The sequence below is a fragment of the Geotalea daltonii FRC-32 genome (assembly GCF_000022265.1).
Taxonomy (GTDB): domain Bacteria; phylum Desulfobacterota; class Desulfuromonadia; order Geobacterales; family Geobacteraceae; genus Geotalea; species Geotalea daltonii.
The window spans coordinates 1,099,949-1,114,173 of sequence record NC_011979.1 but is presented as its reverse complement, the minus strand read 5'-3'; the positions used below and the strand labels follow the sequence as shown (position 1 = coordinate 1,114,173).

Annotated in this window: 13 protein-coding genes; 2 read left to right on the top strand and 11 right to left on the bottom strand. The window is 53.2% G+C overall.

What is annotated here, in order from left to right; translation table 11 throughout:
* The first annotated feature begins 601 nt into the window (after nucleotides 1–601).
* Nucleotides 602–760, top strand: a complete 159-nt coding sequence (rd, locus tag GEOB_RS05075; RefSeq protein WP_012646110.1) for a rubredoxin — start codon at nucleotides 602–604, stop codon at nucleotides 758–760.
* A 38-nt stretch (nucleotides 761–798) separates the two neighbouring features.
* Here rd and GEOB_RS19940 read toward each other — a convergent pair whose 3' ends face one another.
* The 5 genes from GEOB_RS19940 to GEOB_RS05055 form a co-directional block, all read right to left on the bottom strand.
* On the bottom strand, nucleotides 799–975 hold the full coding sequence (locus GEOB_RS19940) for a hypothetical protein (RefSeq protein ID WP_012646109.1): 177 nt from the start codon (nucleotides 973–975) through the stop codon (nucleotides 799–801).
* Between the two features lie 137 nt (nucleotides 976–1,112).
* On the bottom strand, nucleotides 1,113–2,177 hold the full coding sequence (locus GEOB_RS05070) for a pyridoxal-phosphate-dependent aminotransferase family protein (protein ID WP_012646108.1): 1,065 nt from the start codon (nucleotides 2,175–2,177) through the stop codon (nucleotides 1,113–1,115).
* A gap of 154 nt (nucleotides 2,178–2,331) precedes the next feature.
* Nucleotides 2,332–3,585, bottom strand: a complete 1,254-nt coding sequence (gene nrfD, locus GEOB_RS05065; RefSeq protein ID WP_012646107.1) for an NrfD/PsrC family molybdoenzyme membrane anchor subunit — start codon at nucleotides 3,583–3,585, stop codon at nucleotides 2,332–2,334.
* A gap of 2 nt (nucleotides 3,586–3,587) precedes the next feature.
* The gene (locus GEOB_RS05060) at nucleotides 3,588–4,373 is read right to left on the bottom strand and encodes a 4Fe-4S dicluster domain-containing protein (protein WP_012646106.1); all 786 of its coding nucleotides are present in this window, start codon (nucleotides 4,371–4,373) and stop codon (nucleotides 3,588–3,590) included.
* Nucleotides 4,370–4,843, bottom strand: coding sequence for a cytochrome c3 family protein (locus GEOB_RS05055; protein WP_012646105.1), 474 nt, complete (start codon nucleotides 4,841–4,843; stop codon nucleotides 4,370–4,372). The genes GEOB_RS05060 and GEOB_RS05055 overlap by 4 nt, the downstream gene beginning before the upstream one ends.
* 308 nt (nucleotides 4,844–5,151) lie before the next feature.
* Between GEOB_RS05055 and GEOB_RS05050 the strand changes: the two genes are divergently transcribed.
* Nucleotides 5,152–6,678, top strand: a complete 1,527-nt coding sequence (locus GEOB_RS05050; protein WP_012646104.1) for a NapC/NirT family cytochrome c — start codon at nucleotides 5,152–5,154, stop codon at nucleotides 6,676–6,678.
* Nucleotides 6,679–6,971: 293 nt separating this feature from the next.
* Here GEOB_RS05050 and rocF read toward each other — a convergent pair whose 3' ends face one another.
* The 6 genes from rocF to GEOB_RS05020 all read right to left on the bottom strand — a co-directional run bounded on the left by rocF (nucleotide 6,972) and on the right by GEOB_RS05020 (nucleotide 14,163).
* Complete coding sequence (gene rocF / locus GEOB_RS05040; protein WP_041267352.1) at nucleotides 6,972–7,862, bottom strand: arginase; 891 nt, start codon at nucleotides 7,860–7,862, stop codon at nucleotides 6,972–6,974.
* A 37-nt stretch (nucleotides 7,863–7,899) separates the two neighbouring features.
* Nucleotides 7,900–9,000, bottom strand: coding sequence for a putative NPN-dependent ornithine cyclodeaminase (locus GEOB_RS05035; RefSeq protein WP_012646102.1), 1,101 nt, complete (start codon nucleotides 8,998–9,000; stop codon nucleotides 7,900–7,902).
* A gap of 218 nt (nucleotides 9,001–9,218) precedes the next feature.
* Nucleotides 9,219–9,371 carry a hypothetical protein gene (locus GEOB_RS20270; protein ID WP_012646101.1) on the bottom strand — a complete coding sequence of 51 codons (153 nt, stop codon included), beginning with the start codon at nucleotides 9,369–9,371 and terminating at the stop codon, nucleotides 9,219–9,221.
* A 3-nt stretch (nucleotides 9,372–9,374) separates the two neighbouring features.
* Nucleotides 9,375–10,829 (bottom strand): glycogen synthase GlgA, encoded by a 1,455-nt coding sequence (glgA, locus tag GEOB_RS05030; protein WP_012646100.1) that lies wholly within the window; start codon nucleotides 10,827–10,829, stop codon nucleotides 9,375–9,377.
* A gap of 33 nt (nucleotides 10,830–10,862) precedes the next feature.
* Nucleotides 10,863–11,888 carry a galactose-1-phosphate uridylyltransferase gene (galT, locus tag GEOB_RS05025; RefSeq protein WP_012646099.1) on the bottom strand — a complete coding sequence of 342 codons (1,026 nt, stop codon included), beginning with the start codon at nucleotides 11,886–11,888 and terminating at the stop codon, nucleotides 10,863–10,865.
* A 94-nt stretch (nucleotides 11,889–11,982) separates the two neighbouring features.
* On the bottom strand, nucleotides 11,983–14,163 hold the full coding sequence (locus tag GEOB_RS05020; protein WP_012646098.1) for a glycoside hydrolase family 57 protein: 2,181 nt from the start codon (nucleotides 14,161–14,163) through the stop codon (nucleotides 11,983–11,985).
* Between the last annotated feature and the right edge of the window lie 62 nt (nucleotides 14,164–14,225).

Here is a 14,225-nt window from a genome sequence, read left to right as displayed (position 1 = left end):
TTTCATTAAGTTACTTACCCGACAATCAAAGCAACTGTCAATATTTAATAAAAATATTTTAAGCTTAAAAATGTTTCTTCTCGGGCATAATTCCTTTTATTGATTCAATTGCCCAGTTGGAATTGAACCGTCTCGATTTATTGTTAAGTCTGCATCTGGATCGTAACGTTGACAGGAGAAAACGGGTGGTGGGGATTAAAACATCCACAGAGCATGATGGATTTTGAACTTTGGCAACCTGAGCAATGGGAAATTCCTGAAAAGGAACGGCAAGTCAATTTCATAAAACCATGCCTTTCTGAATGGTCAGCTCAAAATGAACGGGATGGCATCCGGTGGGACTAATGAAGAAAGCTGAAACCCTTATTTAGTTTTGCTAAAATAGCACAACATTTTGTAAAATCAAGCTGAAATTGCAATTAATTGTCACTATTGACAGCCAGGAACCTTGTGCTAGACTCCTGAACCTGAGGCGAGATTGGTAATCGACGCCAAAGAGCAAATCAGACTAATTAACAATCACAAAGATTATAGGTCGCAGTCCGGCTTTTGCAACCGTATTTTTTTAGTCGAAGGATTATTGCTTCAAAGGAGAGCTGAAATGGAAAGGTATGTCTGTACCATATGCGGTTATGTCTATGACCCCGCTGCTGGAGACCTTGAAAACGGGATTGATCCCGGCACCCCTTTCTCCGGGCTGCCGGAGAACTGGGTTTGCCCCATTTGCGGAGCAGGAAAGGACGTTTTTGAGCCGGCCTGAAAAAGCAGGCTCTCAGCCTGGTAGAGACCGCAGCCGGCTTACTTTTTATCTGCAGCCTTGATGATGTCTATCTCTGTCTTGTCTCCGACCATTTTCACCCTCCAGACAAGGCCGCATGCGCCGCATTCCTTTACCGGAGAGTGCTCCGAGGAAAAACCGGAAGAGTGGATATCAATCTCCACTGATTTTCTGTCTCCACAATTAGGACATTTCATTTGATCCTCCCTCTTATATTTGTAAGTCTGGCAAAGCGTGTCGAGCATTGGATGCTGCCAGAAATTCGAGCAGCAAGTCCAGTGATAAATAATGTGAAGATCCAGGCCCGGTAATCTGGCTAATACATTCGGTTAAATCAACTGAGAATATCGTCGATCTGCGCCGTGAAATCCTGCAGATCGGCCAGCTGCATGTCCCCCATGTGGGCAATACGGAAAGTTTTCCCCTTAAGCTTGCCATAACCGTTATCGAAGGCATAACCGCGCTCACCCAGCTTTTTCTTCAGCTCTGCCAAGTCCACATTCCTGCTGTTGACGGCACAGGTAAGGGTAATGGAGCGAAAAGGCTCAGCAGCCAGAAAGTCGAAGCCACGTTCCCGGACCCATCCCCGCACGTACTCAGCCAAATCCAGATGTCTCTGCCAGCGAGCCTCCAGCCCCTCGGCAAAGATCCGGACGAGCTGGCAGTCAAGGGCATAAATCAGTGAGATACTGGGTGTCGATGGTGTATTATCCTTTTCGTCCAGGGAGGCAAATTCCTGGAAGTCGAAGTAATAGCCTCGCCCTTCCATGGTCTTGCTGCGTTCCAGTGCCTTGGCACTGGCGGTAAAAACGGCCAGCCCGGGAGGCAATGCAAGGGCCTTCTGCACGCCGAAGATGCAGCAGTCGATGCCAAGCTCGTCCAAGGGGATTTTAAGCGCACTCATGGAAGAAACGGTATCGATAATGGACACCACTTCCGGATACTTGCGCAAGACTGCGGCTATTTCCGGCAGCGGCGACATGACGCCGGTAGATGTTTCGTTGTGAATGAGGGTGATGGAGTCATACTTTCCGGTGGACAGGGTGGCATCCACCAGTTCCGGGGTGATGGGCTCCCCCCACTCGACCTTGATGGCATCGGCCTCTTTGCCGCACCGTCTGGTCACGTCATGCCATTTGTCGGAAAAAGCGCCGTTGCAAAAGTTGGCGCAGCGCTTGCCGACAAGATTGCGTACAGCCCCCTCCATGACACCGAAGGCACTGGATGTGGCAAGGAATACTTTTCCCCGGGTAAAAAGCATCTCCTTCAGTTTATCGGTCACCCCTTTGTGCAGGGTTGCGTATTCCGGCATTCGATGCCCAATCATGGGAGAGGCCATCGCCTGGAGTATCTCCGGTGCGACCTCAATCGGGCCGGGAATAAAAAGCTTTTTCGCCATAAGTGCTCCTTGTCAGTGGATGGTTCGCCCTGCCGCAACCGGCAAGCGGGCAGACACCACCGGGAGGCTAGCAGAAGGTGGTCTTAATGTCAAGACACCCGGCATCCCTGCACGGCTTTACTGAAGAGATTGCGTAGCGCTCAAAATTAGAGCATCAGTGGCTATCATCCCGGTTGAATACCGGCAGAACCCTTGTCACCAGCCAGAAGAGGGCGAAAGGCGTAATCGCCACCATCAGCGCCCCGAACAACCCCTCCTTGAATGTCTCCATATCATGGGGCCAGATGGGCAGCTGATAGTGCATGAACCCGGCAAAGGACGAGGAAAAAGCCTGTCCGCCGATGACCACATTCCAGCGCATCATGAATACCCCCAGCAGCACCAGCAGAGAGCCTGCAGCCGCCCGGCGGATGGTCAGGCCGGGAATGAGAAAGAGAATGAACGGCACCAGGTTCCCCAGGCCATACTGAAGAATGAATATATTGACGAAGTCCCGGCCATAGATGACGCTGCGCAGGATATCCCACGACTTGACGGCCGTATATCCACGGAAAATCAAGTCCAGCAGTTCCAGGGTGATGGCAAGAACCAGGAACATGATCAGGTAGCGCGAAGTCATGGTAACTACGTGTATCTCGGCACTCTTCAACTCTTCATGGGTCAACAATGCCAGCTCGTGCTTTTTCTGCCAGGCGACAATGAGTTTCCTGATCTCCATGGTGGCAATATAGGTCAGAATACAAAGGGCGATACCGGAAACCACAGCAGAGCAGATGAAGATTACCGGCATCAGCGGGGTCATCCACAGGGCGTTGGCCTTCACCGAGCCAAAAATGAAGCCGGCATAGCCGTGGAGAAAGCAGGCAACGGGGATTCCCACGGCAGCCAGCACCTTGACTGCCTTCTCATCCCTTGCCAATGCTTCTTCGCTGACATCGCGAGCACCCAAAGTCAACGCGGAAAAGAGCAGCCTGCGGATCCGGTCACCAATACTTCCATTGTCGGTGGTAGCCAGTTGAGTGGCAGTAGTGACAAAATGGCGGCGGTAGACAAACCAAAGCTCGGAGGCGACGATCATGCCATAGGTGGAAAAAACAATGCCGAAAGCAGCAATGGCTGAGGTGAAATGGGGGGTCAGCATAACCGAGAAGCCCCGCTGAGGCTGCTGCAGGTGCAGCATGAGCGGCATCATGGCAACCGGTAGCAGGGCAAAGGAAAAAACCAGGGAAAAACGGGCAATATCCTTCAATTGCTTCACGCCAAAAACGTGATAAAGGGATGAGAGGACGAAGGCTCCGGCGACCAGTCCGGTCATGAAGGGATACATGACTATCTGGATGGTCCAGTAAATGTATTCATTGGGATAAACGAAGAATTCTTTCAGTGTCCAAGCTTCACCATGCACCATGGCTACCTCACCTCCCTGGAAAGCCCCAGGTAAAACACCTGGGGTTTGGTCCCATATTCTTCCTTGAGCACGGCGACACGCTCGGTCATTATGACCTTGGTAACCGGATCGGACGGGTCCCTCAGGTTGCCGACCCGCCTTGCATCAAAGGGGCAGGCATCGACACAGGCGGTTTTCATCCCTTGGCTGATGCGGTGGTAGCAGAAGTTACATTTTTCGGCAACCCGGTAGACCGGGTGGAAAAAACGGACCCCGTAAGGGCAGCCCATTATACAGTAGCCGCATCCGATGCACCAGGAACGATCGACCAGTACAACCCCGTCGGCCGTCTGGTAAGTGGCACCCACGGGGCAGACCTGAACGCATGGTGGATTGTCGCACTGATTGCAGAGCTTGGGGACGAAAAAGGCCTTTTCGATGTCCTCGTCCTTTATCTCCTCCATATGCCCTTCTCCCAGATCGACCTTTTTGTCGACAAAACCGTCGCGGGCGGCCTTTGGCGAGTCGATGTGGGTACGGCCGTCTTTGGTAACAATGTAGCGCTCCACCCAGGTCCTGGAAACATCGGCATCATAGGGTATCTCGTTTTCAATTTTGCAGGCCTTTACGCACATGCCACAACCAACGCATTTATGGGTATCAACCAGGAATCCCCATCTCAAGCTGGCGGAGTCATTTTTATCGGCATGAAGCCTTTTCGGATCGAACCATTCCAGGGCCGTCAGGGGCAAAGCAATTCCTCCCGCCACAAGGAGGGCGTTTTTGCAGAACTTTCTCCGCGTAATCATTTGCTTCCCTCCTTCACGGGATTGTGTGGATAATGACACAGCACACATTCAGCCTCAGGATTGTGGGTATCAGGATCGACACCACGGATTTTCCCTCTGCCACTTGTCTTGTAGGGAAGATAACTATGGCACCGTAAACACAGCTTACGCTCCCTGTTTATGGTCAGAGTAGGTGGATCATCGGGATGGCCGAGAGCAGGGCCGTGGCAGTCTTCGCACATGATCCGCGCATGGGGGGACCGTTGCAGATCCTCATAAATATCACTGTGACAGCTCATGCAGTAAGCACTGGTCTTATACTTGACTTTGAAGTTTCTCCATTCCTTTTCATTCCCCAGCCGATACCAGCCGTACATGTACCCCCGGTCGTGAACACCGAAGTCTTTCGGCACGGCCACCACCCTGACAATCAGGATCAGCGCAACAATGCAGAGGGCCACATACAGAGGGCGCCAGACATGGTTTTTCACAATTCCTCCTGCCGGTCTTGTTTTCGGCCCGAATTTACATTAAATTAAACTGTAGCAAAAGAAACAGTACCCGCAACAAATTACAACTTTATAATTGCGTAATTTAAAACGATTAACTTGCTCAACCAATTCCCATAACCAGCTGAAACTTCGTCGAAACAACTATCATTAAACACAAAACATTGTTCCAGTTTAACAAAACTCATTAGTTTTTTAATTTGACAAATCATCGACTCCCATTGTAATTTTGTCAATCTAAACTGCCAATTTTACGAGTTATTCTTAATATACCCACCGACGGAGGAACAATGACCAAACCTAGAACACAGATTTCCCGCTACTTGTACAACACCATCAGCCTTATAGGCATCATTCTGGCTGCAGTTGCCACCGGTCTCATCATAGCCTTTCTGGCCATGGAAATGATCACCGGCGTCGAGAACCCGTACCTTGGACTTCTCGTTTACTTTGCCTTTCCAGGAATGCTCATATTCGGTCTGATTCTTGTGCCGATCGGCGCCTTTCGTGTCAGAGCCCAGATGCGTAGTGGTGCCCCAGCCGAAATTCCGCCGTTCCCCCGCATAGACCTTAACGATCCACATAAGCGCCGTTTTTTCATTTTCTTTGTCGTTGCCACCTTCATCTTCGTACTCATCGTTTCCATAGCATCCATCAAGGGTTTCGAGTTCACCGAGTCAACCACCTTCTGCGGTGAGCTCTGCCACACGGTCATGACTCCCGAGCACACCGCATGGAGCAACTCCCCCCATGCCAAAGTCAAATGTGTCGAGTGCCACGTTGGACCTGGTGCCGAGTGGTACGTCAAGGCCAAGATCTCCGGTCTGCGCCAGGTATATGCCGTGTTGAGCCATTCCTTCCCGACCCCCATCGAGACCCCTATCGAGAATCTGCGTCCGGCTCGTGATACATGCGAGCATTGCCACTGGCCTGAAAAATTCTACTCAGGGCGGCAGAAGGTCTTCTACCATTACGCGCCTAACGAAGACAATACCCCGCGGGAGATCAACCTGCTGATCAACATCGGCGGCACACCGAAAACACCGCATGCCAAGGGTATCCACTGGCATATCGGCAGCGAGGTTACCTATATCGCCACCGATAAAAAACGCCTGGAAATTCCGTACATCTCTGTCAAGGAAAAGGACGGCAAGGTCACCGAATACATGAGCACAGAGAAACCCATGACCAAGGAGCAGATAGCCAAGGCCAAGAAGCGGCTCATGGACTGCACCGATTGTCATAACCGGCCGACTCACATCTACCGTTCGCCTGGGCAGGAGATGGATGAGAATTTTGTCAGCGGCCACATCGATGCCTCGCTTCCATATGTGAAAAAAGTGGCCGTCGAGCTTTTGACCAAGCCTTACAAGACAGCTGCCGAGGCCAAGACGGCAATTGCCACCGGACTCCACGACTACTACAATAAAAACTACCCGAAGGTAGCCGCAGATAAGACCGCGGCCATTAATAAAGCCGTTGAGGAAATTCAAGCCATTTACAGCCGTAATTTCTTCCCGGAAATGAAGGTGTCCTGGAATACCTATCCTAACCACATCGGTCATTTCTACACACCAGGGTGTTTCCGCTGCCATGATGGGAAGCACAAGTCGCCCCAGGGGAAAATTATCTCCAAGGACTGCAATCTCTGCCATACCGTCCTCAGCCAGAAACAGGAAAACATCCCTGCCGGAAAGGCAGTGAAAGATTTCGTTCACCCGGTCGATATCGGCAATGAGATTTATCGGACAAACTGCAGTGAGTGCCACACAGCCGGCGGCGAAGATGTTCCCGGCGGCGGCAGCCACGAAAAATAGAACAGGTCAGCAGCAGTAACAAAAAGCCCTCCGGAAGCAATTCCGGGGGGCTTTTTTTGGTTCTTCAGACATTTTCGGGGAAGGCAGTCGTGGCATCGGGAGAGAGCGACGAGCTACAGCGGCGAGCGGACACCCGCCAATTCAAACATAGGGCACCATTAGCGGGCGGCACCGCAAGGTCCGCAGCTGTGGCGACAGAGCGAACGGACGATGTCGCGACTGCCGTTCATTTCACAGAATTCCCGGATGAACCTTTTTTTGCTAAGGCCCAACGGAAACAAGGATGAATGCTTTCAGAGAATTCTTTCTCCGAAAATGGATGCGGTCAGGTCGCTGACGACCATGGCGCTGTGGTTGCGGTTGTCGAAAACAGGGTTAATCTCCACCACATCAAGAGAGGATAGTCGCCTGCTGTCGGCGATTATTTCCATGAGCAGCTGAGCCTCACGATAGGTTATGCCGCCGGGGGTAGGAGTGCCGACCCCCGGGGCCTCCATGGGGTCGAGTACATCTGCATCAAGACTGACATGAATCCGACTGTGGTGGCCAAGAATATCCAGGCTCTGGCGGGCAATATTTCCCATGCCCTGTTCGTCGATATCCCGCATGGTGAACACCCTGATCCTCTGTTCCTTGAGGCGAAGCCTCTCCTTTGGGTCAAGGTCGCGCACCCCCACCAAAACCACATCCTCCGCTTTCAGTTTCGGTCCCTTTCGTCCCAGATTAACCAGCCTTGCATAGCCGTCACCCAAGAGATGGGAGAGGACCATGCCGTGGATGTTGCCCGATGGCGAAGTCTTCGGCGTGTTGAAATCACCGTGGGCATCAATGTAGATTACTCCGGCCGGTTCCTCTTCGGTAATGCCGCCGATGGTGCCGATGGCCAGGGAATGGTCGCCGCCGATAAATACCGGCGTGAATCCATGCCCGACTGCATCTCTTGCAGCCTGATAGGCTCCTTTGCAGACCCTGGTTATGGCTGCCAGATAGGCAACATCCCTGGCGGTGGAAAGGGTCTCCCGCACCGGTACCGAAAGGTTACCGCAATCCCACACCTCATGACCCAGGTTTGCCAGCCGTACAGCCAACCCTGCATAGCGCACGGCGCTGGGTCCCATATCCACTCCACGATGGGACTGCCCCAGGTCAAGGGGCACACCGATCAGCTTTATTTTACTCCGCACATTTCCCCCCTTAAGCTGCTGCAGTCCCTGAAAACCATCAGGCGTTCCTGTCATCAAGGTTGTGCCACAGGTTCACCATGAAATCCTGGGCATTGGTCAAAATGGCAACCGCCTGAACGGAACCCCGATTGGCCAGCTTATCGGCAGAGAACTCGGTCATGTCGACGACATAGAAGAAGACCGGACGGACTTCGCCGTTGTCCAGCACCTTGTATCCGGGCACCATGTTGCCGAAGGCAATGGAGTGGAGCTGGGTAGCCACGGCAATTACGGTGGTGGCTTTTTTCCCCTGCACTCGCATGGCATCCTGGGCCTGACAGACATCGGTGATCACTTCCGGCAGCGGTCCGTCATCCCGAATGGAACCGGCAAGCACATAGGGAACCTGCCGTTTTTCACAAGCCCAGATGATCCCGTCTTTCAGCTTAAGGGCAGCAACAGCCGCAGGTATCGAACCGTAGCTGCGCACCCGGTTGATGATTTCCAGATGATTGTAGTGGCCGTGCGGCATCAATGCCTGGGTATATATGTCCTGTCCCAGCCCGGTGCGAAACAGGGCAGCTTCCAAGTCGTGGGTGGCCAGGGCGTTGCCGGCCAGTAATGCGTGGCAGTATCCCGCCTCGATAATCCCCTGCATGGCACTGCGGCTATCCTTGTCAAATGCCACCGCCGGGCCGAGAACCCAGACAATATGGCCGTTTTGCCGATCATGGCGCAAAATCCGGTACAATTGATCATAGGAGCGGGAAAAAGGGGTCTCGCGGGTATCACGGGTACGGAAAGAGAATTTTTCAGCTCCTGCAACACCGGTTTTGGCAAAACCGTCAGAATGAACGTATATGCCTTCTTCCCCGTCTTCTGTCCTCCCCACAACCACTGGATCCCCTTTTTGCAGGCGCCGCGCCTCGATCACCGCCACTGTTTCTCCCCGCAGGAGCAGCACCGCATCCATGCGACTCTCGGAAACCAGCAGCCATTTGCCCCGCCCCAGGTGAATGTACTCGGGGTGATTGGACGTGCCGTGGAAGTTATCCGGCGCCACCCCTTGCCGGGGAGCCGGCGCCGTTTTTGCTACCGGAGCGTTGACCAGCTTTGCCGTGGTAAAATCAGGTGGAATATATCTGGGAATAATTGGCATGTCCGCTCTCCTGCTGCCTGCAACAGACGCGCCTTGTCGGCACGTTGCACCCTTGAGGATTTATTATTGCGGACCTTTGCCGAATGTCAACACCAGCGAAACTCGTGGAACAATGTACAAACACTTTGTGTTTCTCTTTCACCTGTTTGCTCCCATGCGAAACAGAAAAGCCGCTCCCTTTCCGAGAGCGGCTTCTAGTAACCAAGTGGTGCTTTGGCCTACAGCTCCTCAAACACCTCGACTTCCCCGTTTTCCTCGTCTTCCGACTCAAAATCCTCGTCGAAGACCCGCTGCAGGAATTTTTTATTGCTGTCAATGTTCCTCTTGATTTCCTGGGTCAGTTCTTCCAGAAGGTCTTTTTCTTCTGCCACCTGCTACCTCCCCTTTTTGGCGAGGACCAGACGATACAGCTCCTCATATTTCAGAGCAGAAGTGTTCCAGGAAAAATCGCCAGCCATGCCACGCTTCATCATTTTTTTCCATGCAGCCTTGTCGGAATAGGCCTCAACTGCCCGTGACAACGCCTCCCACAAGGCTTCAGGCGTATATTCGTCAAAGGAGAAACCGTTCGGCTCCTTTGGCTGGTCCCGCTCGTCGAAGATGGTATCGGCCAGACCGCCCGTTTTTCTGACCACGGGAACGGCTCCGTAACGCAGGGCGATCATCTGGCCCAATCCGCATGGCTCGTACCTCGAGGGCATGAGGAAGATGTCGCTCCCCGCATAAATCTGCGGCGCGAGTTCCGGATGGAAGCCGATATTGACGGAGACGTTGTCCGTTCCAAGGGCCGCGAACTCCTGCAAAAGCTTCAGGTATTTCTCATCCCCGGTGCCAAGCAGCACCAACTGCAGTTTGGCCTTGGCGATCCTGGGGAGAAGTGCCTCCAGGAGGTCGAGGCCTTTCTGCTCGGTGAGTCGGGAAACCATGCCGACCAGGGGGATATCCTCGGCGATTTCCAAGCCGAGGCGTTTTTGCAGGGCCTTTTTGTTAGCTGCCTTTCCTGCAGGGGCACCCGGCGTGAAATTTTTACTTATGCCCCGGTCTGTCGCCGGATTCCAGTGTTCATAATCGATACCGTTCAAGACTCCGTACAGATCGTTCTTGCGCAAAGTCAGCACTCCATCCAGTCCATCACCGGATTCGGGAGTGAGAATCTCACGGCAATAGGTCTCGGAAACAGTATTGATAACGTCGGCTGTAAGTATTGCCCCCTTGATTAGGTTCACCTTACCGTAATACTCAAGACAATCGATGGTGAACAGTGACGGGTCGAGACCCATGTCCACCATGGCCTCCTTGGGGAACAAACCCTGGTAGGCCAGGTTATGGATGGTGAAAACCGTGCCGGTCTTGCTGAAAAAGAGATCGTCCCCCTTCTCTTTTTTCAGGATAAGCGGGATCATGGCCGTCTGCCAATCGTGGCAATGGATGATGTCGGGCCTGTAATCCATCTTTTTCAGGAGATCGAGCACCCCCCTGCAGAAGAAAGCAAAGCGCAGATGGTTATCGGGATATTCACCACTAGCCGTACCATAGAGATGGTCCCTGGAGAAATATTCCTTGTTCTCCAGGAGATAGACCGGAATGTCCTCTAGATTGGTGTGGCGGAACAGTCCCCTTTTGACGGAGCCGCCGATCATCACGTCAACGCTCTTGCGCCCCTTTCGGATCCCGTATCCCCCCCTCTCCACCTCGCTGTAAAAGGGAAGTATGATGCGCACGTCATGCCCTTGTTTTTTCAGGCTTTTCGGCAATGCGCCGGTGACATCCGCCAGCCCGCCGCTTTTGGCGAAGGGTGTAACCTCTGATGCTACAAAAAGAATTTTCATACCTGTACTACCTCTCAATGATATTTCCTCTTACTAAATGTCTGCCTCACGGAGGAAAGCAGCTGCATCCTCCGGTGACGTTGGGTTTATGTAAAAACCGGTTCCCCATTCAAAACCGGCGATCTGGGTCAGCCTCGGCACCAGTTCAATATGCCAATGATAATCGTATTCGATGGAACCCCAGTACTCCGGCTTGCCGAGTCGCGGCTGCCGGGGAGGAGCCGTATGGAGAATGAAGTTGTACGGAGGATCCTTCAGCACCGTCTTCAACCTGAGCAGCATATCCTTCATGGCAATGGCCAGTTCACCCAGCTGGGCATCATCCATCAAGGCAAAGTCGTGAGAATGCTTTTTAGGATACAGGCGCAGCTCAAAGGGAAAACAGGAGGCATACGGGGTCATAGTCACAAAATTGGGAAATTCTTTGACAATTCTGCTGCCGCTTTCCAATTCAAAATTGATCAGGTCACAGAAAATGCAGCGTTCCTTGCTCTCGAAAAACTCACGGCAAATCTTCAGTTCGGTGGCCGCGACCGGCGGCGTCAAAGGAACGGCGATGAGTTGGCTGTGGGAATGGGCCAGGGTGGCACCTGCACGAATGCCGTGATTTTTGAAGAGGACCATGTAACGGAGCCTGAAATCCCGGCGGAGATCCACATAACGGGTACGGTAAGCCTTCAGCACATCGGTGATTTCAGACGGCGAAAGATCCGCCAGCCCCTGGTCATGCCGCGGGGTCTCAATAATAACCTCGTGGGCGCCGATGCCCGACATGACGTCATAGACACCGTATCCTTTGCTTTTCACCTCTCCCTCGACCCGCAACACCGGGTATTTGTTGGGAATGACCCGGACCTTCCATCCGGGAGAGTTGGCAGGACCCGAGGGCCGGATGGCGAAAATCTCCGCCGGGGTCTTGTCCTCGTTGCCGTAACAGAACGGACAGCTGGCGACCTCTTTCTCCTGGGGCTCCGCCTGAAAATCCCGCGGCCGCCTCCCCCGCTCGGTGGCGATGATGACCCAGTGCAGTTTCAGGGGGTCCCAGCGTAATTCAGACATTCTTCCTCCATTTATAATCGGTCGGCGGTTGATGGTCGGTGGTCGGCGGCATGTTCTGACCCAATCACCAATCACCAATCACCAATCACCGCATTTAAATGAGCCATGTTTCCAGCTCCAGATCCGCCCCTGCATAGCTCAGCATAAGCGGAGAATCCGCCGGCCACCGGCCCATTTCTTCCTCGCCGCGCAAAAGGGTAAAATATGCAAAAAGCTTGTCACCCGGCAAGAGGTTAAGGCTGTCCAGGGGAATTCGTGCTTCGGCTACCTTGACTATTTTCCAGCAGCACATGGCTTCCGTTGCATGCCAATCCCTTTCTCCTTTGATCCACAGTGGCCCTTCTTCCGCCTCCAGGCCCATGGTCAGCCGGTACTCTTTTTCATGGATCAGATGCAGGTTCAGATGGTCTTGCGGCAGCAGGATCTTACCCAGGGATTGGACTCCATCGATTCTGAAATACATGTATTTGCGATCGAAGCCATAGAAAAAGGACTGCATCAGGGCTTCAGCCGCGTGCATTGCCGATGCCTGCTTCGTCAGGTCATAGAGCCCGGCAGCAAGCCATTCGAAATAATCGGTGACAAAACCGCTGATGGCAGGTGAAAGCAGTGCCGCCGGTTCACGAACAAAACCGGCCACCCCTTTTTTCTTGATCGGCTCGTAGAGCTCGGTCGGTATGTTCAGACCGAGCAGTCGGTATACATTCATCAGGTGCCGGCGAAATAGTGCATCAAACCTGTCGCTGTGGGGAGAGAAATGGTCGTCTCCATACCACCAGAACCAGTCACTCCCTTCCGCAGCATAGAGTGACCGGCAAACGGCAATGGCGATTTCCGAGCCTTCATCCCCTTTGCCGGAAAGCAGAGCCCCCACCTCGGGACTGGCCTCAACGGCAGCCTGGCGGGCCTTGGCCAGATAATCCCAGCCAAGATTCTCTTCTGGATGGCCGATCCAGATGCCATAGTTGGCATTTATCCATGATCCGGGATGGATATGGCCGATGCTGTGCCTGCCATACACCAGATCCAGCACCTGGGAAAAAGTGGCCGGCGTCAGTCCAGGGCTCTCTGCCACAGCCCGATAGAGCCGGCTCAAAAAAGTGTAGCCGTTGTCCGCATAGTACTCCCATGCATTCTCCCCGTCCAGTATCACTGGCACGACCCGTGCGCCATGAATGCGGTGGCGGATGTCCTGCAGCCTGTCAATAAAATCGGCAACGGCCCGCTCAGGGCTCCATTGTGAATAGGTAAACCCGATCAGGTCCGACAATGCATGATCCCGAAAAAAAAGTGAAACTCCACGACCCTGCTGTTGAAACTGGTATGGCTGGTAGAGGGCTTCCCTGTTTGAACCTATTCCTCCCGGCAAAGTATGGGAGAGGACACCTTCGTCGGTAGCCGCCCAGACAATGCCGCAATCGGCAATAATGCCCAATGCCTCGTCACTTACCGATCCTTCCGACGGCCACATTCCCTTTGGTTTGAAACCGAAGATTTCCTCGAAACGTGCAACGCCCTGGGCTACCTGTGCATGGGCATCCTCCGGGTGCTGAAAGGAAACAGCCGGCAGATTGACCTTGGGCATGGCAACACGGGCTTTTTTCATATCGCATAAAAGCGGCAGGATCGGATGGAAATAGGGAGTTACCGACAACTCGGCCTTTCCTTCCCGGTGCAGTTTGCCGTACAAGGGGATGATTTCCCCGATCAGCTCCCGCTGCCGTGAAAAGAGCAGCGCCTTGTCCTCTTCGGTAAAGTTCTTTCCCTTTTCCATCAGTCGCCTGAATTCGGGAAACCGGCGTTTGGCCGCCTCCCCGGTCCAGGCAAGAAAGAACCACACTTGCAGGTCGATGAAGTCCTGGTCCCTGAACTGGCGCAGGTGCTCTTCCAGCCCGCCACCTTCTCCGGCCAGGCAATAGAGCTCCAGATAACGCTTGTAAGGCTCTATCATCCGCTGACGATTGGCAGAGAAGAAGTTTTCCAGAATGAAAAGCTTCTCCTCTTCCTTCATATCTGCAGGCGCCTTCTGTCCAAGCAGCAAAAACTGATCTACGGCAGCCCCGGAGGCGTAGTCCATGATCTGATCCAGGAGGGAGGGCACCAGGTTGAAAACAGCTCGGGCTCCTGGGGTTTCATCGACAATTGCCGCCATGTCATAGTAATCCTTTACGGCATGGAGATAAGTCCAGGGCAGCGCATACTCACCCTTGAGAGGGTCCTTGTAGTACGGCTGGTGCATATGCCAGAGAAAGGTTATGTACAGGGGGTTTGTCATTTAGAATCCGGTGCGAAATTCGACGTTCGAGGTTCGAGGTTTCAGTCCTTTAACTTCGAACT